Origin of the sequence: Kitasatospora kazusensis, assembly GCF_039529945.1 — a bacterium.
Lineage (GTDB): Bacteria > Actinomycetota > Actinomycetes > Streptomycetales > Streptomycetaceae > Kitasatospora > Kitasatospora kazusensis.
In genome coordinates this window covers 1-22020 of record NZ_BAAANT010000007.1, presented here as the reverse complement: position 1 = coordinate 22020, position 22020 = coordinate 1, and the positions used below count along the sequence as shown (strand labels likewise).

General features: G+C 69.4%; 17 protein-coding genes. All 17 read left to right on the top strand.

Annotation, left to right across the window (positions count from 1 at the left end):
* Positions 1-7 precede the first annotated feature (7 nt).
* The 17 genes from ABD330_RS08095 (at position 8) to ABD330_RS08015 (ending at position 21363) form a co-directional block, all read left to right on the top strand.
* Entirely contained in the window at positions 8-7747 is a 7740-nt protein-coding gene (locus ABD330_RS08095) for an HNH/ENDO VII family nuclease (protein ID WP_344462360.1), read from the top strand.
* Positions 7747-8238 (top strand): SMI1/KNR4 family protein, encoded by a 492-nt coding sequence (locus ABD330_RS08090; protein WP_344462358.1) that lies wholly within the window; start codon positions 7747-7749, stop codon positions 8236-8238. Before ABD330_RS08095 ends, ABD330_RS08090 begins: the two co-directional genes overlap by 1 nt.
* A gap of 165 nt (positions 8239-8403) precedes the next feature.
* Positions 8404-8640, top strand: coding sequence for a hypothetical protein (locus ABD330_RS08085; protein WP_344462355.1), 237 nt, complete (start codon positions 8404-8406; stop codon positions 8638-8640).
* Positions 8641-8679: 39 nt separating this feature from the next.
* The gene (locus ABD330_RS08080) at positions 8680-9126 is read left to right on the top strand and encodes a DUF6093 family protein (protein WP_344462353.1); all 447 of its coding nucleotides are present in this window, start codon (positions 8680-8682) and stop codon (positions 9124-9126) included.
* On the top strand, positions 9123-9545 hold the full coding sequence (locus ABD330_RS08075) for a DUF6093 family protein (protein WP_344462350.1): 423 nt from the start codon (positions 9123-9125) through the stop codon (positions 9543-9545). Before ABD330_RS08080 ends, ABD330_RS08075 begins: the two co-directional genes overlap by 4 nt.
* Positions 9546-9592: 47 nt before the next feature.
* Complete coding sequence (locus ABD330_RS08070) at positions 9593-10000, top strand: hypothetical protein (protein WP_344462348.1); 408 nt, start codon at positions 9593-9595, stop codon at positions 9998-10000.
* Complete coding sequence (locus ABD330_RS08065; protein ID WP_344462346.1) at positions 10000-10437, top strand: HK97 gp10 family phage protein; 438 nt, start codon at positions 10000-10002, stop codon at positions 10435-10437. Before ABD330_RS08070 ends, ABD330_RS08065 begins: the two co-directional genes overlap by 1 nt.
* Positions 10434-10700: a hypothetical protein gene (locus ABD330_RS08060; protein WP_344462344.1), complete on the top strand. Its 267-nt coding sequence runs from the start codon at positions 10434-10436 to the stop codon at positions 10698-10700. The genes ABD330_RS08065 and ABD330_RS08060 overlap by 4 nt, the downstream gene beginning before the upstream one ends.
* Positions 10701-10702: 2 nt before the next feature.
* Positions 10703-11140 carry a hypothetical protein gene (locus ABD330_RS08055; protein ID WP_344462342.1) on the top strand — a complete coding sequence of 146 codons (438 nt, stop codon included), beginning with the start codon at positions 10703-10705 and terminating at the stop codon, positions 11138-11140.
* Between the two features lie 160 nt (positions 11141-11300).
* Positions 11301-11801 carry a phage tail tube protein gene (locus tag ABD330_RS08050; RefSeq protein WP_344462340.1) on the top strand — a complete coding sequence of 167 codons (501 nt, stop codon included), beginning with the start codon at positions 11301-11303 and terminating at the stop codon, positions 11799-11801.
* Positions 11801-12409, top strand: coding sequence for a hypothetical protein (locus ABD330_RS08045; protein ID WP_344462338.1), 609 nt, complete (start codon positions 11801-11803; stop codon positions 12407-12409). The genes ABD330_RS08050 and ABD330_RS08045 overlap by 1 nt, the downstream gene beginning before the upstream one ends.
* A 23-nt stretch (positions 12410-12432) precedes the next feature.
* Positions 12433-12735, top strand: a complete 303-nt coding sequence (locus tag ABD330_RS08040) for a hypothetical protein (RefSeq protein WP_344462336.1) — start codon at positions 12433-12435, stop codon at positions 12733-12735.
* 5 nt (positions 12736-12740) lie between these two features.
* Entirely contained in the window at positions 12741-16895 is a 4155-nt protein-coding gene (locus tag ABD330_RS08035; RefSeq protein WP_344462334.1) for a phage tail tape measure protein, read from the top strand.
* A complete protein-coding gene (locus tag ABD330_RS08030; RefSeq protein WP_344462332.1) occupies positions 16895-17791 on the top strand; it encodes a phage distal tail protein in 897 nt (298 codons plus the stop codon). The genes ABD330_RS08035 and ABD330_RS08030 overlap by 1 nt, the downstream gene beginning before the upstream one ends.
* Before the next feature lie 10 nt (positions 17792-17801).
* Positions 17802-18734, top strand: a complete 933-nt coding sequence (locus tag ABD330_RS08025) for a hypothetical protein (protein ID WP_344462330.1) — start codon at positions 17802-17804, stop codon at positions 18732-18734.
* 1 nt (position 18735) lies between these two features.
* Complete coding sequence (locus ABD330_RS08020; RefSeq protein ID WP_344462328.1) at positions 18736-19818, top strand: hypothetical protein; 1083 nt, start codon at positions 18736-18738, stop codon at positions 19816-19818.
* 3 nt (positions 19819-19821) lie between these two features.
* A complete protein-coding gene (locus ABD330_RS08015) occupies positions 19822-21363 on the top strand; it encodes a phage tail protein (protein WP_344462326.1) in 1542 nt (513 codons plus the stop codon).
* Positions 21364-22020: the final 657 nt, after the last annotated feature.

The following is a 22020-nucleotide window of genomic DNA, read 5'->3' as shown; positions in this document are numbered from 1 at the left end:
GGCGGCGATGTCCCTGATCGTTCCGACGGCAAGCGCCGAAATCGTTGTCGGCGGATACCACTACACCGGCAAGGTGTGGCCGGGCGATCCACTCCCCAAACAGCCCAAGGTCAAGGGCCACGCGGCGAACAGCCCCGGCCACACAGGTTCGGCGCCGCTCCAGGCGGGTGCGCGGCCGATGGCCGCCCATGCCGCCGTCGCCCCGCAGTGGCCCGCAGCCTCCGCCTCGACCGTCGACCTCACCTCGTCGGCGGCCAAATCCCTGGGGGCGGGCAGCCGCGCCGCATCTGCCGCCGCTGCAGCCGGGGCTGATCTGGTCCGAGCCGGATCATCTCCGGTATCGGTGGGCGCCGTGCCGTCCCAGCAGATGGGCGCGCAGGCGCGGTCGATGCTCAGCATGGTCACACCGTTCACCCCGCCCACATCGGTGAAGGTGCAACTTGCCGACCGCGCAGGCGCGCAGGCGGCGAACGTCGACGGCCTGCTGGTCGGCTTGACCCGCGCGGACGGGCAGAGCAGCGCAGGCGGCCTCTCGGTGTCGCTGGACTACGGTTCCGTTGCGCAGGCATACGGCGGGGCCTGGGCGTCACGTCTGCAACTGGTGGCCATGCCCTCGTGCGCGCTGACCACCCCCCAGCTTGCCCAGTGCCGCACACAGCACCCCCTCGACTTCACGAACGACACAGCCGGACACAAGCTGACGACCACTGTCGGCCTGTCGGCCGCACAGCGTACCGCCAGCGCGTTCGCTGCCCCCTCAGCGGGCACCGCAGCACTGACGTCAGGCGTGGCCGTGGCCGCGATCTCCGGTGCCGGCGGATCGCAGGGCTCCTACACGGCGACGTCCCTGTCACCGTCCGGCTCATGGTCCCAGTCGTCCTCCGGCGCCTTTACCTACAACTACTCGATCACCTCACCGCCGTCCCTCGGTGGCAATGCCCCGACCGTCGGCCTCTCCTACAACTCGCAGTCCATCGACGGAGAGACCTCGGGACGTAACTCCCAGTCCTCCTGGATCGGCGACGGCTGGAACTACAGCCCCGGCTTCATCGAGCGTTCCTTCAAGCCGTGCACGGCCGACGGGATCACCGGTTCCGGCGACGAATGCTGGGCTGGGTACAACGCCACCATCTCGCTCGGCTCCCACACCGGTCGGCTGGTACCCGAGGACACAAGCGCCCCAGGCTTGGGCAAGTCCAAGGTCTACCATCTGCTCGGCGATGACGGCACCAAGGTCGAAGACCTCTCCGGCGCTTCCAACGGCCTCTGGAACGGCGAGTACTTCAAGGTCACCACCACCGACGGCACCTCCTACTACCTGGGTGCCAACCACGCGCCCAACACCACCTCCGACGCGGCGACCAACAGTGCCTGGGGTGTGCCGGTCTACCACCCCAACTCCGGCGACCCGTGCTACGACTCCGCCAAGGGCAGCAGCTCCACCTGCAACCAGCCGGTCGGCTACCGCTTCAACCTCGACTTCGTAGTTGACCCACAGGGCAACGTCCAACGCTACGACTGGGCCGCCGAGACCAACTGGTACAACATGGGCTACGGCCAGGTCGCAGCGTCCGGCGGTGCGGGCACCCTGACCTCGTACACCCGCGGCGGTTACCTCACCCAGATCTCCTACGGCTACCAGCTCGCTGACGAGGCGGCCGGCAGGGACCCCGCTGCGCAGGTCCTCTTCAACCCGGACTACCCGGCGGCGCAGCGGTGCACTACCTCCGACACCGTCTGCCAGTCCTCCAATCTGTCCAGCTCCACGGCCGTGAACTGGCCGGACGTCCCGTACGACCTGAACTGTCCTTCCACGGACACGACCTCCGGGACCGGAAGTTCGGTGTGCCAGGTCGCGTCCCCCACCTTCTGGTCTACCGTGCGGCTCCGCGAGATCACCACCCGGGTGAAGACCAGTACGGGATGGCAGAACGTCGACTCCTACGCCCTTTCGCAGGCGTTCTCGGACGCCGGCGGCACGGCTGACCCTGTCACCGGCCAGACGGGCATCGACGGTAACCCCCAGGACGTCGGCGCGATCCAGTCGGTGATGTGGCTGTCCGCGATCCAGCACACCGGCCAGGACACCTCAGCCGGTGGCAGCGGTCCTACGCAGCTGGACCCGGTCACCTTCATGGGCCAGGAGACCGACAACCGCGTCGACGGCCCCAGCCCGGCGGCACCGCCGCTGTACCACCCCCGGATCACCAGCATCCAGACGGAGACCGGCGAGTCCATCGCCGTCACCTACCGGGCCCCCGAGTGCTCACGCACCAGCAACCACATGCCGCCTTCCCCGGACAGTGACACCATGGCCTGCTACCAGGCCTACTGGAGCCCGCCGGGCGCCAAACCCATCGCCGACTGGTTCCAGAAGACCCTGGTCAGCCAGATCACCGACAACGACACCACCAAGGCCGGCTCCCCGCAGAAGGTCACCAACTACACCTACGACGGACCGGCTTGGCACCGGGACGACTCCGACCTGACGGACGACCAGTACCGGACCTGGGACCAGTTCCGCGGCTTCCGCACCATCACCATCACCAGCGGCAAGGCCCCTGACCCGATCACCAAGTCCGTGACCACCTACCTGCAGGGCATGGACGGGGACTACAAAGCCGACGGCACCACACGCAGCGTCCAGGTCGGTACCACCCTGAGCCAGGCACCCACCAACGAGCCGCTCACCACGGACAGCGACTGGCTCGCTGGGACCGCCCTGGAGACGGATACCTACACCCAGGACGGCGGCACCATCACCGCCAAGACCATCGCCGACCCATCCACTCTCACCAGCGAGGTCTCCAGCCCACGGACCGCCTACACCACGGATACATCGTCGACTAGGCCACCGTTGTCGACACTGCCGGACCTGACGGCCCGACGCATCAAGACGGCCGGCAGCCGCTCCGTGGGCCTGATGTCAGACGGCAAGACCTGGCGCACCACCCAGACCAGCACCACATATGACGATTCTGGACGGCCCTGGACGATCGATGCCAAGGGCGATCTGAGCGTGCCCGCGCAGGAAACCTGCACCACCACTACCTACGCCACGCCGCCGTCGAGCAACCCCATGATGGCCTCCTACCCAGCTCGGGTGCTGCGGGTCTCAGGCCCCTGTTCTACGACGCCGTCGACGTCCACCACCCTCAGTGACGAGCGGCTCTTCTACGACGGTGACGGCACGATCACCAACCCGGGACAGCCCGGAGTGATCGGGCAGACTGGCACCACCGTCGGCAACACGTCCGCAGTCCAGCAACTCGCTTCCTACGATGCCTCCGGGAACCCGGTCTACCGGACCATGCAAGCGGTCACGCATGACCAGTACGGTCGAGCGATCGATACCGCGAGCCTGGCGGGAACCTCAGCGAAGACCGCGTACCTCCCCGACCACGGGATCCTTCCTACCTCGGTGATGAGCACCAACGCTCTCGGCTGGACCCAGACGACAACTCTCGACCCGGCCCGCTCACTGGCACTGAAGTCCCTTGACGCCAACAACCGGGTCACCGCCGCCACCTATGACGCCCTGGGCCGCCACACGCAGGTCTGGACCCCTGGCCGCGACCAGGCCACCCAGACCCCGGACAAGACGTTCTCCTACGCCATCCATGGCACCCGCCCCACCCCCACAACCGCACCCGACCCCTCCAGCGTCACCACCCAGACGCTGCGCGACGACGGGTCCTACAACACCGCCGTCACCATCTACGACGGGTACCTGCAGGCCCGCCAGACCCAGACGACCACCGCGGACAACTCTGTCGGGCGTCTGGTCTCCTCCACCTGGTACGACAGCCACGGCTGGGCCACCACCAGCATCCCCACATGGTCGGACACCATCACCGCACCGGGATCCACCCTGTTCGTCGAAGCCGAGAACAGCGTCCCGTCCGAGACAAAAACCGTCTTCGACGGGCTGGGCCGGGTAACGGCGTCGCAGCTGTACTCCAGCGCATCCCTGCTGTGGCAGTCCACCACCAACTACCCAGGCGTGGACGAGGTCGACACCACCCCACCCCCAGGCGCCAGCGCCACCTCCACATTCACCAACGCACTCGGCCAGACCACCTCCTCAGTCGTCCACGGCGGAACCGGCATCGGTGACGTGACCACCCGCTACACCTACACCCCCGACGGAAAGCCCGCCACGACCGTCGACAACGCCGGCAACACCTGGACCTACACGTACAACCTCCTCGGGCAGCAAACCGCACAGACGGACCCCGATTCGGGCAACTCCAGTACCACCTACGACCAGCTGGGCCGCATCGCCACCACGACCGACGGTCGCAACCAAACCCTCTCGTTCACCTACGACATCCTGAGCCGTAAGACCGGCGAGTACTCCGGCACCAACACCACGGACGCGACCAAGCAGCTCACCGGATACACCTACGACACTCTCGCCAAGGGCTACCCCACCTCCGCGACCCGCTACATCGGCGGATCAGGAACCGGCAGCAGCGCCTACACCCAGGCGGTCACGGGCTATAACACCGCCTACCAGCCAACCGGCAGCACCGTCACCATCCCAGCCGCCGAAACCAAGCTTGCCAACACCTACACCGTCGGTGCCACCTACTCGCCCACGGTGGGCCTGCTCAGCAACACCAACTACAACGCGGACGGCGGCCTGGCCGCCGAGAGCGTCGGCTACGGGTACGACCTCCAAGGCCTGCAGGTGTCCAGCGGCTCAGGACGCTTCACGCACTACCTCGATGCGGCTTACTACAGCCCCCTTGGCCAGATCGAGCAGTCCACCTACGGCAACGCCGGCAGCCAACTCAGCACCGCGCAGACCTGGGACGCCGCAACCGGGCGCCTGACGAAGAACAGCGTCCGGCTCCAGACCGCCACCGCCAACCCGATCGACTACACCACCTACGGATACGACCCGGCTGGCAACCTCACCAGCGTCACCGACGCCCAGTCGTCAGGCGGTACCGACCTCACCACCGACAATCAGTGCTTCACCTACGACGGCCTGGACCGGCTGACCACCGCCTGGACCGACACCAAGGGCACCACGGCCCCCACCGCCGGCCAGCTCTCGCACTGCACCACTCCCGCCCCGACTCCGGCCACCATCGGCGGCCCTACGCCCTACTGGCAGAGCTGGCAGTACGACCTCCTCGGTGACCGCACCCAGCAGGTCCAGCACGACATCACCGGCAACACCAGCAAGGACAGCACCCAGACCAGCAGTTACCGCGGATCCGGCACCACGGCCGCCCCACAGCCCAACACCCTCAGCAGCGTCACCAGCACCACCCCGGCCACCGGCACGGTCACCCAGACCCCCTCCTACGACTCGGCAGGCAACACCACCAGCCGTGCCACCAAGACCACCATCGTGAGTTCCGGCGGCACCTGCGTGGACGGGTACAACGCCAACAAAACGCCCGGCACGCAGGTGTACGTGTACACCTGCAACCAGTCGAACCCGCAGCAGTGGTCCTACCAGACCAGCACGCTGCAGCTGTACGGCAAGTGCGCCGCCATCGTCGGCAACCAGACCTCGGGGAACCCGATCCAGCTGGCTGCCTGTGCCGTGAGCAACCCGCAGACCTGGCAGATCCGCCCGGACGGCACCATCTACAACCCCGCCGCCAACCTCTGCCTGGACACAGCCAACGGCACGACGGTCAGCGGCACCGGGCTCGTCGCCTCCACCTGCAAGGCCGCCCCCAGCCAGAAGTGGACCACCAACAACACGGCCGCCGCCCCCGGCGCCTCGCAGACCCTCACCTACGATGCCGAGGGCCGCACCGCCACCGTCACCACCACCCAGGGCACCGGCGTCAGCCAGCACACCGACTACCTCTACGACGCCAGTGGCGGCCTGCTCATCCAGCACGGCCCCACCAGCACGGTGCTGTACCTCTTCGGTGGTGCCGAGCAACTCACCCTCAACACCACCACCAGCCCCACCACGGTCAGCGGCCTGCGGTACTACCACAACCCCGACGGCACCGTCATCGTCCGCTCCAGCACCGGCACCCTCACCTACCAGCCCACCAACCCCCAACACACCTCCGGGCTCCAGGTCGACGCTGGCACGATGGCCGTCACCCGCCGGTCCTTCGACCCCTACGGCAACCCCCGCGGCACCGCCCCGACTGCCTGGGCCGACAACCACGGCTACCTCGGACAGCCCACCGACACCACAACAGGCCTCAACCTCCTCGGCGCCCGCAACTACGACGCCACCCTCGGCCGCTTCCTCAGCACCGACCCCATCCTCGAAGCTGGCGACCCCAACCAGATGGGTGGCTACACCTACGCCGCCAACAACCCCACCACCGGCAGCGACCCCAACGGCCTTCAGAACGAGGCGAACCAGGGGGGCGACGACGCTTATAAGGGCCCCAACAACGTTGGCAACATCGACAACGTCTACGGTGGTCTTGACACCGGTGATGACGGTAACGGTGGTGGCGACAGTGGCCCCACCTGCCACGGAGGGGGCAAGTTCACCTGTGACGTGCAGGACGCACACGCGATGGTGGGTTCTAGTCCCAAGGGCGGCTTCTCGTTCTCGAAAGCCTTTGCAGCAGTTGGTGACGCACTTATCGGCTGGATAAACACGATCAACCCCGCCGCCCGCCTCGCCAACGCGGCCTCAGGCGCGCTGAACCGAGCGGGAGCGCCAGCCCCGCAGCCCGTCACGACCTCGGATCACCCGTTCGCGGACACCTTCCACGTTGATCGGAACTCGAACGGCTACAAGGCTGCTTACGTCGTCACGACCCTTGCCACCCTGGCCACGGGGGCTGATGGTGCAGTCGATATTGTCGCTGACGTCGGACGATTCATCAAGGCTGGTACTACCGAATCGGGGAGCCTTGGCAGTTCTGTAAAGACAGTGATCCAGGGCCTGAAGAGCGACTCCGAGATAGTGACGAGCACTTCCTCGATTGACCACGACCTCCCCGGCAATGAAGGCTGCAGCTTTTCATCTGATACGCCAGTTCTCATGGGTGACGGATCTTCAAAAGCCATCGGTCAAATCCATGTGGGTGACCAGGTTGAGGCCGCTGATCCAGCCTCCGGCAAGAACACGGGCCAGCGCACAGTAACCGCCACCTGGACCAACCATGATACTGACCTCCTTGACCTCAAGATCAAACTCGAAGACGGCTCAACGGCCACTATCCACACGACGGACAACCACCCCTTCTGGGATGACAGTACCCACGAGTGGGTCGCCGCTGGCCGGCTCCCGATCGGCCATGCCCTCGTAACTGCTGCTGGCGGCCACGTTGTGGTCCTTGCCGAGCAGCCTGTGCCTGGCGCGGCCGACATGCACAACCTGACTGTCAACCAGCTCCACACGTACTATGTGCTGGCGGGGACCACGCCGGTCCTGGTTCACAACTCAAACTGCCAATTCTGGTCGCCGACCGACTACAACGGTCAGCGTATTTACCAGCGGGATGATCTGGTCAATCCGGACTACTTTTCGCCTGCAGATAAGTATGGTCGAGGCAATCTCAAGAGAATGCAGCAGGGGCTGGCCCCGATGGGCCCGGATGACAAGCCGCTGAACCTTCATCACATGCTCCAGACGCAGGACGGGCCGATCGCCGAGGTGACGCACTCCATGCACTTCGGGAACTATAATCAGCTGCACTGGAAGGCGGGCACCAAGATCCCCAGCGGAATCGATCGCGATGCCTTCAATGCTTGGAAATCCCAGTACTGGAAAGACAGAGCGGCAGGATTTGGTGAATGATGAGCGCAATCGAGGCCAGTGAGCGCCTGGTCGAGCTGGTTCGCGGCAACGACGACATCGCGAACCATGCAGATGGCTGCGACGCAGCGATGATCGCCGCCGCTGAGCACGACCTAGGCGTCACGTTCCCTCCCTCGTACCGCCGCGTGATCGAAGAGTTCGGGACCTGGGATATCGCTGGCGAAGAGTTCCTCGGCGTGTATCAGACACCCGCCATGGGGCAGAAGCTGTTGGGCTCCGTAGCTGAGACTCTGGATGCTTGCAGTCAGTACGGAATGCCATCCGACCTGATCGTTGTAATGTTTGACGGAATGGGTGGCTTGATCGTTCTAGATTCCTCCCAAGTGGATTCGGAAGGTGAGTATCCGGTCCTCGTTTGGAATCCTGGCGTCGCGGACCGTCAGAGCATGGAGAGGCCCGGGGATGATTTTGGGTCCTTCGCTCTCGCCCTGTGCCAGCGTGCTGTGACTCGCTGGCGAGAATCCGGCTGAAGCTGAAATTCAGGAGAAAAGCGAGAAGCCTCGCCAGACTTTTCTGGCGAGGCTTTTCGCGTTCTTGATGGCAACGCTGACGGCAACGTCAGCGGACGGGTGCTGCACAAAGGGGCGGTTCGTCGCCGTCGTCGGGTTGGGTGGCGGGTGAGGTGACCCGCGGCGGTGCATCGGTACGCCGAGGAGCGCCAGGTCGAGCTCAGCCGGGACCTGGTCGGCCGACTCGCAAGGCTGCCCGACGGCTGGCAGGTCGAGGTGATCCGGCGCATCGCCGACGGAGTCATGCCACTGCATGCCCTCACCGACGCCGGGCTGTCGATCAACGTCCTGCACCACGTCTTCCGGGTGCCGCTCGCCTGGAACGCCAAGCCCCTGCGACCGCTGCCCGAGCAGCGCCCTTGAAAGGGTCGGGTGTCGGTCGCTCTTCCTACGCTCAGGAGCATGACGACCCCCACCCCTGCCAGCGGTCTGCGCCTTGACGGTGTGACTGCCCTGGTCGAGCGCAAGCTCCTCGAAGACGTGATCCGTATCTACCGGCCGGGCCCGCAGGTCCTCGACCCGGCGACCGGGCAGTTGGAGCCCGGCCCTGATCTCGTCGTCTGGTCCGGGCCTGGCGCGCACCGGCCCGTCAGCGGGCCTGGCATCGTCCTGCGGCTGGAAGGCCAGCCTTACAAGGACGACGGTGAGGGCCGCTACCTGCTCTTCACGCCGTTGTCGGCGCCGGTCGCGGAGTTTGGGGACTTCGTGACCATGGTGGAGAGCCGGGACGGCGCGGCCGTCGGGCGGGTGTGGCGGGCGCTGGACCCGGGGGAGACCGGCACGCTCCAGGTCGTGAGGACGACGTGGATGCGCATCGAGAAGACCGGTTCGGCCGGGGGCGGCGCGTGAGTACGCCTGTGGACCTGGATGCGGTCCGTCAGCATCTGGAGAGCACGGTGATGGTGGACACCGTGCGGATCTCCCGGCCGACCGGCACCCCGATTCTTGACGTGGTGACCGGGCTCGTCGGGCCAGCACCTGCGGTGCTGGTGTGGGAGGGGCCGGGAGCGGTGCTCTCGGCGCACGGCCTCGGCACGGTTGAGCGCCTGGTCGGCGGCAAATGGCTCGATGACACGTCGAGTTGGTACGGCCTGGTCACGCCGCTGGCCGCACCGCTCGCGCAGCGGGGTGACCGGGTGGAGGTGGCCGCCGCCGCGTCAGCGACAGCCGGGACGGTCGGCCGGGTCTGGCAGGTCCTCGACCCGGCGGAGGCCAGCACGGTGGAAGTCGCCCGGGTGACCCGCCTGGACGAGATCACCACGCCGTGACCGGCGCTCTCGGGAGGATGTCTTTCACGGCTTCTAGGGTCGGGATCATGGACACTCCCACCACACCTGAGCGGACCAGCCACGTCCGGATCGCCGCGACGGGCCCGGCTGCCCGCCTGGAGCTCGACGGCCGGGACATCTCCTCCCAGGTCGCGGCCTACACCCTGAACCAGCGCGCCGGGCAGCTCCCGGAACTGCTCCTCCTCCTCAACCCGGCCACTGTGGAGGGCTGGGAGGGGACGGCCCGGGTCGCGATCGGCGAAGCGCCGGATCCGGGGCCGGCCGCCGTCCGGTTCCTGGCCGCGATCGACCCGGGTGAGCTGGAACGCGCCGCCCTTGGCCGCCACGACCTGATGGACGGCCGTTCGTCCGAGTTCACCCGTGCACTGCTCCTCCAGCTGGGGGAGTGGGCGGCCGGGAACTGGTCCGTTCTGGACGAGAACGAGGCCGCGTGATGGCGTCCCCGCTGAACCCGCACCCTAACGCCCACCCCGCCGCCGGTGCGTACAGCAATGGCGCGCAGATCGCCGTCCAGCTGGAGGCACGGGCCGCCGCGCTGCTGCCTGCCGCCGTCGCGGCGGTCCGCCATCACGCGATGCTGCTGGAGACCGCGGTCAAGGCGAACGCCTCGGGCCGGCCGGGGCCGAACGCTCCGACTGGTGACTACCGGCGCTCCTGGACCCACGAGGTCCAGGTTGGGGCGGACGGTGTCGAGGCGGTCGTCGGGACGAACAAGCCCCAGTCGAGGCGGCTGGAGTTCGGGTTCGTCGGGCCGGACATCCTCGGCCGGATCTTCCACCAGCCGCCGTACCCCCACGTGGGCCCGGCCGTCGAACGGATCACACCGCTGTTCGTGGCCGCCCTCGGCGCGGTGGCGGAGGGAAGCCGGTGAGCCAGTTCGTGGAGGACCTGCACGAAGCCCTCTCCGGTGTCCTGCGCTCGCACGGAGCCGGGCTGCTGAGTCGCGCCGTGCTGCTGGTCGAGGTGTTCGACGAAGACTCCGGGGAGCTCGGGATGTTCGTGGAGACGTCGCCGCAGGACATGCCGGCGTGGGACCGGGCGGGGATGGTGTCGTACGCGAGCCTGGACCTGGCCGGTCACCTCACCGCCTCCCGCCTCCAAGCGGACGACGGCGACGACAGGGAGGGGGAGTAGCGGTGGCTGTGCAGGGACGCGTGGTCTCCCTCGCCGTGCAGGCGGCGCTGTCCGGCGCGACGGGCCGCAGCTGCGGCTACGCGACGGCGCCGGTGGCCGCGGACAAGCCGACGGGCAACACCGTGCCGTACTGCGTGCTGTACCCGCTCGGCAGTGTCTCGGACGGGCCGCCGTTCGGCGACGCGGACGCGGACGCGAAGGTGCTGGTTCAGGTGACGAGCATCGGGACGACCGCCGAGCAGGCGGAGTGGATGGCGGACAAGGTCCGCGGCGCGCTGCTGGGGCGGGCGCCGGGAGCAGGGTTCGCCACACCGGTCGCACCGGCCGGACATGTCGTCACCGGCCGGGAGCTGGACAAGAGCGACGGGGTCACCGTCGTGAGCGGCGTATACAGTTACATCGAGCGGTTCGCCCTGCATGTGACAACTCCGGGCAGCTGACCGCCGAGCATGTTCTCACCGTGGAGACCCCCGCACGGACGCCCGGCCGCCGGCACGGGCTGACTCCCCGACCACCTCTCGTAGTGGGTGGCCGTCAGGGGACGGGTCTCCGGTGGTCTGTGATCCCCGGTGCCGGTGTTCCCCGGAAATGAGAGTCGGCGTGGCATCCACGCAGCAGCGGTTCATGCGCCGCGGCATCACCAAGATCTACTTCCTGAAGACCATCGCGGCGCCCACCAACATCCCGACCCGGGCCGAACTCACCACCGGGCCCGGCGCCACGGACCTGTCCAGGCTGATCTCCGACGTCGAGGGCTGGGCGCTGGAGAACACACCCCTGGAGACCCCCGACCTGGGAAATGCGTTCGCGTCTTCCATCCCCGGCGAGGACAAGGCCGCCACCAGCTCGCTGACGTTCTACGAGGACCTGGCGTCGGAGACAGTGGAGACGCTGCTGTCCAAGGGCACCACCGGGTACGTCGTCATCCTGCGCAAGGGCGACGTGCCCGCCAGCAAGAGCCTGGACGCCTTCCCGGTCCGCGTCGCCTCCCGCGCCGCCAGCTACTCCACCGGCACCGAACCCGCCAAGTTTAAGGTGGTCTTCGCCGTCACGGACATCCCGACCCTGGACGCGGCCGTCCCGGCACCGGCGGCCGGCTGATGACGGCCGGACAGGAGCCACCCGCCCGAGCGGTGGCCGACGACGCGCACTGGGCCGCCAAGCTGGCCCGACTGAAGGCCCGCAAGCTCGCGGAGCGCCCGGCCAGCTTCTGCGACGACGACCAGGCGAAGCGGACGGTGTCGGAAGCGACACTGAACCTGGTGAAGGCCCGCTCGGACGCGCGCACCGCTGCGGCCGTCGCGGGCATCTCGGAGCGGGAGCAGGACGCCTGGCTGGAGTCCCAGCCGCAGGTCGTCATCGCCCGATCCCTCCTGGCGACGGCCGAACACGCCCTGGCGGAGGCGACGTTCACCCTGACGTTCCGGGCGCTGCCCCGGCCGGCCTGGGAGCAGCTGCTGCGCGAGCACGCGCCGAGCGAGGAGCAGGCCGACAAGGGGATGGAGTACGACGTCGACACGTTCCCGGCTGCACTGGTCGCGGCGTGCCACGTCGAGCGGGACGGGACCGGCGCCGAGGTGGAGGGGATGAGCGTCGCGGACGCGCAGGCACTGCTGGACGAGTGGTCGGACCCCGACGCCAAGGTCCTGTTCACCGCCGCTCTGCTGCCCAACCAGACGGTGCGGGGTGACTTGGGAAAAGGCTCGTAGCCGACCCGGGGTTCCGGTCGGAGATGGAGCTGTGCGCGGCCTACCGGATCCCGCACTCGCAGCTGATGGGCGCTGGGGCGGGCCGGTGGACGGCGCTGGACCGGGCCAAGGCCTTGGCTCACCTCGCGTTCACGCGGGCGGTGTGCGAGGGCTGCGGGACGAGGCCGGCGGAGTGGGACGAGCAGCAGGGCGGCGACCGGTTCGCCTACGTTGCCCAGTCGCATCGCTGCCTGGGCTGCGAGCTGGTCGAGATGGAGCAGGAGCAGGTCCCGCAGGGGCCTGAGGCGCGCGGGGTGAAGATCGGGCTGCGGCCCAGACAGGAGTGACCGGCGTGGCCGGCGCCTACACCCTCTACGTCCAGCTCCAGGCCGGCCTGTCGGGCCTGACCACGGGCTTGCGCGGCGGAGCGCAGCAGCTGCGCGCGTTCGACGGGCAACTATCCGGCACCCGCGCCGAGTTGCAACGCGTCGAAGCGGCGGCCGAGCGACTCGGGCGGGCCCAGGCCGCAGCAGCGGCGGAGACCGTCCGCTCCCAGGCCGCCGTCCAGGCGGCCGTCGAGCGTTCGGCTGCCGCGCAGAACGCCGCCACCGCGTCGGCCGAGCGCGCGGGCCGAGCCCAGGCGGTCGCGGCGTCGGCAGCCGCCCGGGCGCAGGCGGAGCAGGCCGCCGCCGTCGAGGCGACCACCCGCGCCGTCCGCGCGCAGGAGATCGCCCAGACGATGGCGGCCCGCGCCCAGGCCACCGCCGGGGCGGGGGCGGCAGCCGCGCAGCGGACCGCCGAAGCGTCCGCCGCCTCGGCCGCCCGCGCGGCGCAGGCCCAGGCCGCCCAGGCAGCCCGGGCCGCTGCCGCCCAGGAGACCTCCGCCCGGGCCACCGCGCTCGCCGAGCGGACCAGCACATCGGCGGCGTCGGCCGCCCTCGCGGCGGGCCGCGCCCGTACCGGTCAGGGCGCCGCCGAGGAGCAGGCCGCGCAGCGCGCGGTAGCCGCCACCGCCGCCGTCACCCGCGCGCAGACCGAGGCCACCGCCGCCGCTCAGGCCGTCACCGCTGCCCGGATCTCCGGGTTCCTGAAGGGCGGCCTGGTGCTCGGGGCGGTCCTGGCCGCCGGCGTCGCCGGGTCGATCTCCCTGGAGAGGGAGATGGCCAACGTCCTGACCATCTCCAAGGAGATCAACGGCGACAACGTCGCGGCGTTCACCGACGAGCTTATCCGCATGTCCACCGAACTGCCGCAGACCGCAGGCCAGTTGGCGCGGGGCCTGTACCAGATCGTCTCGACCGGGTTCGACGGCGCCGAGGCGATGACGATCCTGCGGGTGGCGGCGCAGGGCGCGTCCGCCGGCCTCACGACCACCGAGGTCGCCGCGCGGGCCCTGCTCGGCGTGCTGAAGGCATACGGCCTGCCCGCCTCGGCAGCAGCCGACGTCATGGACATCATGTTCCAGACCGTCAACAAGGGCGTCATCTCGTTCGAGGAGCTCGCGCAGCAGCTCGGCGACGTGGTGCCGATGGCGGCCGCCGCAGGGGTGAGCTTCGCGGACCTGTCGTCGGCGCTCGCCGCGATCACCCTGGCGGGCATCCCGGCAGCGGAGTCCGCGACCGCCCTGAACATGCTGATGACGCGGATGATGAAGCCGGGCAAGGACCTTGAGGACCTCATCAAGGGCCTGGGGTACGAGTCGGCGGCCAGCGCCGTCCAGCAGGACGGCCTGTTCGTAGTGATGAACAAGGTCAAGACCGTGACGCACGGCCAGGCCGAAGCAACAGCCGTGCTGTTCAAGGACATCCGCGCAACCCGCGCCGCGCTCGCGCTGGCCGCCGCTGACGGAAAGAATTACGCCGACACCTACCAGGCCATCAACTTTCAGGTGGAGCGCGCCGGGGCGACGCAGCGCGCCTACGCCATCCAGATGGACACCACGTCCGGCCAGTGGGACCTGTTCAAGAACAAGGCGTCGGCGGTGGGCATGGACATCGCCCGTGTCCTGCTGCCGGTCCTCCAGGAACTGGCGCAGGAAGCCGGGATCGTCGCCGGGGCGTTCGGCGACCTCCCCGAGCCGGTGAAGAGCGCCATCGGGATCCTCATCGCGGTGGCCGCCGCCGCCATGATCGGCCGCGCGGGGCTCGCCCAGATCACCTCCCAGGTGACCGCGTTCCGCGCAGCCGCCGCCGAGGCCGCCGCCGGCGGCTCCGTCCTGCCCGCCGTCCTGCGCGGCACCAGCCTCGCCGTGTCGGGATTGACCGGCCTGCTGGCGATCGGGGTGGTCGGCTACGCCGCCTACTCCGCCAGCAAGCAGAAGGCCAAAGCCGTCACCGACGACCTGGTCGCCGCGCTGCGCCGTGAGAAGGAGGAGCACGACACGGGGGCCGGCCTGCGGGCCCTGGCGGAGAGCCTGGCCAACTCCGACGACATGAAGAAGCTGAAGGCGGCCGGGCTGGAGCTGAACGAGGTCGTGGACGGGCTGGTCAACGGCGGCGCCAAGCTGGCCGCGCTGAACGACAAGCTCGACCTCGGCAAGGCCAAGTCGTGGGATCCGAGCCTGGGGGCCTACGACACCGGCTTCGACCAGGCCAAGAAGGTCCTCCAGGACCGCTCCAAGTCGTGGTCGGACGCGGTGAAGGCCGCCGCCGAGTACGCCGACGCCATGAACATCGTGAAGGCGAAGGTCGACGGCGCCGTCCGGGGCGCGGGCGGCCCGTGGTCGCTGGAACAGCTGCTGCCCACCGACAAGGACGGCGCCCCCAAGTACGCCGAGAGCATGAAGGCGTTGGCCAAGGCGGTCGGCGACATCGTCCAGCCCACCGAGGCGTGGAAGGCGGCGCAGGACCGGGCCGCGGCGAGCAGCCGCACCGGCGCCCAGCAGATCGACCTGACGAAGACCAGCATCTCCGGGTACATCGACAAGCTCGCCGAGCAGTCCAAGGCGTCCAGGTCCTTCCAGAGCGACCTGGACGAGCTCACCACGCGCGGCTACGCGCCGCTCGCCGACCACCTGCGCTCGCTCGGGGACGCCTCGGCCGGCATGGCCCACGACCTGGTGGCCAACCTCAAGGCCGGGAAGACCGGAGCTGCCGAGCAGCTGAACGGCCTGGTCGACGCCACCCGCGCCGGGCTGGACGACTACCTCGCCGAGCTGCGCCGCCAGCTGAAGGCGCAGCGGGACTTCCAGGCGAACCTGTCCGAGCTCGCGCTCGCCGGGTACTCCGACCTGACCGGGCACTTCGCGGAGCTCGGGGTGTCGGCGGCGCCGATGCTCGACGAGCTGGTGCGCCAGCTCAAGGACGGCAAGACGAAGGTCGCCGACGAGCTCCAGTCGATCGTGGTGGAGGACGCCGCCCGCAGCCAGAACACGTTCCAGGCCGGGCTGGAGCAGCTGCCCGCGATCGCCGCCCGGTACGGGCAGGCCACCGCCCGCGCGTGGGCGACGGCCGCCCAGACCAACGACGTCGCCGCGTTCGGGAAGATCCTCCAGCAGATGGCCGTCACCGACATGACCAAGGCCGTCCAGGCTGGCGCCGCCGCGTCCAAGGCGGAGATGGCCACCGGGCTGGACCTGGTGACGCAGGTCGCGCAGGCCAAGGGCACCGACGCCGCCCAGGGGTTCGCCCGCTCCCTGCTCGCCGGGGACATCGAGGGCGCGATGACGACCCTCCAGACGATCTGGGGCAGCAAACAGCCGATCAACCCACCCGACCTCAGCGCGGTCGTCGGGGCGTTCAAGCAGGCCGGCACCAGCGCCAACGACCAGTGGTCGGCGATGCTCACCCTGATCGCGCAGGTCAGCAAGGACAAAGGCGCCGCCGCCGCGCAGGCCCTCACCCAGGCGCTGCTGTCCGGCGACCTGGGCAAGGTCCAGGCCGCCCTGGACAGCATCGGCGCGTCCGTGCGGGCCATCCCCGGCTCCAAGACCATCAACGTCTCCGTGAACGCCCCGGACTCCGTGACCATCCCGGTGATGTTCAGCCGCCAGGGCGAGCGGGTCCGTGAGGAGATGCAACGCCAGGCAGACGGCTCCGTCCTCACGTTCTTCGCCGACGGCGCGCTGACCGGCGGCCGGGAGCAGCACGTCGCGCAGATCGCCCCGGCCGGCGCCTGGCGGGTGTGGGCGGAACCCGAGACCCACGGCGAGGCGTACATCCCGCTCGCCGCCTCCAAGCGCCCCCGCTCCAAGGCCATCCTCGAAGAGACCGCCCGCCGCTTCGGCGGCCACGTCGTCTACGGCAAGCTCCAGCACCTGGCGGACGGCGCGGTCCTCGGCCGGACCAGCACGGCGCCCCGCCCGCTCGCCCCGGCCCGCAGCACCCTCAAGCTCGTCCCCGCCCACCCGGGCGCACCCACCGTCGTGGTCGTCCGCGAAGGCCGCACCGGGCCGCTCGTCGGGTCGATGCCGATCACCGTCACCGGCAACAACAGCACCACGGGGGAGGCGGTCGCCGAAGCGGTGATGCGCCGCCTGCGCTCCGTCCAACGGGGAGGGCACGCCTGATGGCCGACCTGGAGAACTGGCAGCTCGACCTCGCCGGGACGGTCATCGGCACCGGCACGGACGTCCTGATCGAGGACATCCAGGGCCTGGGAACCGCGCCGCTGCGCACCGAGGACGCCGAGATCCCCGGCGAGGACGGGGCGTTCGCCGGGGTGGACCTGTACGGGCCCCGGCTGGTGCGGATCATCGCGGGCATCCGGCAGGCCGGTGACCCGGGCGCGGTCCTGGACCGCCTCGCGGAACTGGCCAGGGCCGGCGCCGCCCCCGAGATCCGCCGCCGCCCCGGCGCTCTGGTGGTGCTGCGCGCCAAGCGCCCCGGGCAGCCGGCCCGCCGTCTGTACGGCAGGGTCCGCCGGGTCGACCCGGCGAGTGTCGCCCGGGCCGTGCACGGCTGGATCCCGGTCGAGATCGAGTTCACGGCAGCGGATCCGCTGTGGCAGTCCGACACCACCTCCGGCGTCACGCTGTCCCTGGACGTCTCCAACACCCGGGAAGGGTTCACCGCGCCGATCACCGCGCCCGTCACCACCGGCGTCGCCAACCCGGCGACCCGCCCCGGCTGGCTGGTCAGCACCGGGGACAGCCCGGCGTGGCCGTCGCTGCGGATCACCGGCCCGGTCACCAACCCCCGGCTGTGGATCGTGGAGACCGGCCAGGTCCTGGAACTGTCACTGGCCCTCAGCGACGGCGAGTACGTGCAGATCGAGACCCGTCCCGGCACCCGCACTGTGCTGCGCAACGGCACCGGCAACGCCGCCGGCGCCCTGAGCGCGGCGTCCCGGCTGGACCGCTTCCAGGTCCCGCCCGGCCGCTCGGAGCTGCGGTGGACCGCCACGGACTACACCAACACCGCGCGTCTCGCCGTCACCTGGCGCGACGCCTTCACCAGCCTGTGAGGACAACGGCATGACGCTCATCCAGCCCCCGATGATGGTCCACGGCGGCACCCACCCCGCGCGCGCGTTCCGCATGATGGTCCGCGACCTTGCCCGCGGCTCCCAGGGCGTGACCGAAGGCAACGACCTGAAGGTCAGCTCGACCGCGACGCCGGGCGCCGGCGTGCGGGTCGGCGACGGGTCCGCCGTGGTGCGCGGCGCCACCTTCGGGCAGGGCGCCTACACCCAGTACAACGTGGGCGACGCCTCCGTGCCGATCGCACCCACCGCCGGAACGGGCCGCAGCGACCTGCTGTGCCTGCGCGTCGAGGACCCCGAGTACGAGGGCGGCCGCAACCCGGCAACCGACCAGATCGGCTACTTCCACGTCATCCCCAACGTCCCCGCCACCACCAGTACGCCACCGACAGGGATGACCGCGATCCCGCTGGCCCGGATCACCCTGCCGCCGAACTGCGCGACCGTCACCGACGCGATGATCACGGACCTGCGGCAGATCGCCAACCCCCGGCGCGAGCGCAAGCTCCAGATCATCAACGGCTTCACCCCCAGCGTGTTCCCCGCCGACGCCGGGGTGTGGCAGCCCAACTGGCCACCCAACGGCGTGGTCAACGTGGACGTCCCAGCGTGGGCGGTGTCCGCGAACTTCGTGACCACGCTCGCCGGCCTGCGGGTCTACGGCGAGACGTTCATCGGCTTCCGCAACAACTGGGCCGGCGCGCCGGGAGCCGAGTTCCAGGTCGACACCGACACCATCACCGCCTACTCCAACGTCAACGTCCTCGCCTCCGACACCCCGCGCATCACGGCACCGATGCGCGGGACCCGCCAGCAGCTGCGTCTTCAGGGCGGCCGGTACAACTGGTGGGCCAAGGGCGGCGCGGAGGTCAACTCCTCCACCGCCCTGATCTTCGACACCGAGTTCCTCGAAGGCGTCTACTGACGTGGCCGCCTACCGCTACCTCACCCAGCACGCCCTGACCGGCGACATCCTCACCTGGAACCTGCCCGTCGGCGACGTCGCCTTCGGCCCGGAGCTCAACGGCCCCGGATCCTTCACCGGCACCCTGGAACCGCGCCTGGCCGACGTGCTCCCTGCCTTCGCGGACGCGGGTAACACGCTGCTGTTCGCCGAACGCGACGACCAGCTGCTGTGGGGCGGCCTGGTGTGGCGCGCCGAGCCCGTCGGCGGCCGCTACCCGATCGAGGGCGCCGGGTTCTCCTCTTACCTCACCCGCCGCCACGACCTGCACGGCAACCTCGCCGGACGCGGCCCCTACACCGCAGCCGACCCCTGCGCGGTGATCCGCGACGTCTGGGAGTACTGCCAGTCCGTCCCCGACGGCGACCTCGGCGTCCACGTCGACACCACCCCCGCCGGGATCACGGTCGGTACCAAGGAGCAGCCCTACACCACCAAGCCATGGGAAGCCCCCGAACTGGCCACCATCGTCCGGGACATGACCGCACTCGACCAGGGCCCCGAATGGACCGAACGCGTCACCTGGAGCGGCCGGCGCCCGCAGCGCACCGTCGTCGTCGGCTGGCCGCGCCTGGGCACCCGCCGCACCGACCTCACCTTCACCACCGGCGTCAACATCACCGCGGCGGTCCCGGTCCTGTTCGACGGCGACCAGTACGCCCAGGTCGTCATCGGCCTCGGCGCCGGCGAAGGCAGCGCCAAGGTCCGCACTGTCGACGCCGCACGCAACAACCGGCTCCGGCTGGAGAGCGTGCTCGACGCACCCGCCGAGAAGAGCACCGACCGCCTCGCCGCCCGCACCCGCACCGAACGCACCCGCCGCCAACGCCTCGGCGACATCACCGAAATCACCGTTACCGACCACCCCGCTGCCCCCATCGGCTCCTGGGCCATCGGCGACGACATCCGCGTCACCGTCCACGACCAGTGGACCGACTTCGACAACTGGTGCCGCATCACCGCCTGGACCCTGCACCCCAACCCCCAAGGCGGACAAGAGAAAGCGACGCTGCGCCTGTCCCGCCCCTACTCCACCGGAGGCTGAACCGTGCCCGACCCGATCAACCAACTCGTCAGCCGCCTAACGGACTTGGAGCGCGCCACGCGCGAGGCGGACCGCTCCTCCGGACTGGCGCAGTCCAGCGTGGACGACGGCGCACTCGCCGTCACCGCCGACGGCAGACTACGGGCGCTGATCGGCCAGCAGCCCGACGGCACCACCGCGGTGACCGTCGTCAACGGCCCCGTCCCGCCCACGCCTTCACGCCCCAACGCCGCCCCGGTCCTCGGCGGGGTCCGGGTCGGCTGGGACGGGACGTTCACCGGCGGACAGCCATGCCCCCTGGACTTCGCCCGCGTCGAGGTCCACGCCGCACCCGCGACCGGCTTCACCCCCAGCGCCGCCACCCTGGTCACCACCATCGAAACCCCGCAAGGCGGCACAGCGGTCATCCCCGCCCGAGCGGCAGTGTGGGCGCTCCTGGTCACCCGCTCCACCTCCGGCACCGCCTCACCCGCCTCCGCCGAGACCACCGCAGCCCCGGCGAAGGTCGTCGCCGACGAGGTCCTGGCCGGCGTCATCGGCGAACTCCAACTCGCCGCCGCCGCCGTCACCGCCGCCAAACTCGCCGTCGGAGCAGTCACCACCCCGGCCCTGGCCGCAGGCTCCGTGACCGCCGGGCAGCTCGCCGCCGGGGCCGTCGCCGCCGGGAAGATCGCCGCTGACGCCATCACCGGCCGCGAGATCAAGGCCCTCAGCATCACCGCCGACAAGATCGCCGCGAACACCATCGCCGCCGGACAGCTCGCCGCCGGCGCCGTCACCGCCACCACCCTGTCCGCCGACGCCATCGACGGCAAGACCATCAAAGGCGCGACCATCACCGGCGGCACCGTCCAGACCGGCACCACCGGCGCCCGCGTCGTCATCAACCCCGACATCAGCTGGATCCCGGGCACCACGATGCCGGCCGTGCTGCTCTATACGGGGATCGCGGGGGAGAAGTCCCCGGGGACGGTCTACGCCGACCCGATTGCCGGGCGCCTCAGCCAACAGGCCCCCCACTACGGGTACGGCCGTGCCTACCTCGACCTGAACTCCTCCGTGACCGCCACCGAACTCGGCCACATCGAGCTGGGAACAGGCGACAAGAACTCCCCGAACCTCTACATCGGCGGGACCGGCCGCAGCGTCATCGTCACCGCCTTCCCCGCCGCCGGAAGCGCCGCGACGACCTACACCTTCAACGACCGCGAACTCGCCGTCGAGGCATGGCAGCCCGTCCAGCTCGCCAGCGGCATCAGCAACTTCGGCGGGTGGCGGCCCGCACAGCTGCGCCGGATGCCGGACGGCACCTGCCAGCTGCGCGGCATCATCGCGATCCCAGCCGGCCAGGGCAACGGCCGGATCGGGACCATCCCGGCCGCGAACTGCCGGCCCAAGGCTGGTGAGGTGCTGCTGGTGGCCTGCGATACGGCGGCGAAGGTCAACCTCTTCGTCTACCCCGACGGCCGGCTGGAACTGGGCAGCGCCTCCGGGCCGCTCGGCAACTGGATCTCCTTCGGCCATTCCCGGTGGGGTACGGACTAGGCCCAATGCCACTTTCTTAACAGTCCCCGCATGAATGCTGAGCTGCGAAGATACCCTCTTGAGCGACGTCAAGGGAACTGGCATTTGTGCCTAGCGCAGATCACGTGATCACTCGTCAGAGTCGCTTTGTCAGAGATGCCCTCTACAGTCGGCCGCAGAAATCCCACCCTTCGCGTGGTGGGTCCTGGGGAAGGGTGCCGACTCGTGGCGGTCCAAGATCGCGTATGCGCATGCGGGCGCAAGTTTCGTGGGACCAGCCTCAAGTGCTCGCCGTGTCGCGCTGACTGGCGTACCTGCAAGCACTGCCCCCGGTCGTTTCACGGACACGGGCGCGTTTGCGGATCGTGTGCTTCCAGCAGGCAGCGCACGTGCGACAACTGCGGTGAAAAGTTCAAGGGCACCAATAGGAAGTGCAAACCGTGTCGGAAGATCAAGCGGAACTGCGAAGAGTGTGGCCGGGAGATCGTTAGCGACATGCTGAAGTGCAGCACCTGTCAGGCAGTTGAGCGGCAGTGTGCCGACTGCGGCCATTCCTTCACTGGGAAGGATCTGAAGTGCTGCTGAAGTTGAATCCGTGATGTCGCTCGGATGGGTGAAGCAGGGGCATTCACCTGCCTGCGGGGGGTCGGTCCCGGTAGTCATGTGCTGTGAGGTATG

Bases quoted from the DNA above. Each gene is read 5' to 3' on its own strand.
- ABD330_RS08025 (WP_344462330.1), top strand. From the start codon at position 17,802: ATGACGCTCATCCAGCCCCCGATGATGGTCCACGGCGGCACCCACCCC.
- ABD330_RS08070 (WP_344462348.1), top strand. From the start codon at position 9,593: ATGGACACTCCCACCACACCTGAGCGGACCAGCCACGTCCGGATCGCC.
- ABD330_RS08030 (WP_344462332.1), top strand. From the start codon at position 16,895: ATGGCCGACCTGGAGAACTGGCAGCTCGACCTCGCCGGGACGGTCATC.
- ABD330_RS08040 (WP_344462336.1), top strand. From the start codon at position 12,433: ATGGAGCTGTGCGCGGCCTACCGGATCCCGCACTCGCAGCTGATGGGC.
- ABD330_RS08090 (WP_344462358.1), top strand. From the start codon at position 7,747: ATGAGCGCAATCGAGGCCAGTGAGCGCCTGGTCGAGCTGGTTCGCGGC.
- ABD330_RS08045 (WP_344462338.1), top strand. From the start codon at position 11,801: ATGACGGCCGGACAGGAGCCACCCGCCCGAGCGGTGGCCGACGACGCG.
- ABD330_RS08080 (WP_344462353.1), top strand. From the start codon at position 8,680: ATGACGACCCCCACCCCTGCCAGCGGTCTGCGCCTTGACGGTGTGACT.
- ABD330_RS08095 (WP_344462360.1), top strand. From the start codon at position 8: ATGTCCCTGATCGTTCCGACGGCAAGCGCCGAAATCGTTGTCGGCGGA.
- ABD330_RS08065 (WP_344462346.1), top strand. From the start codon at position 10,000: ATGGCGTCCCCGCTGAACCCGCACCCTAACGCCCACCCCGCCGCCGGT.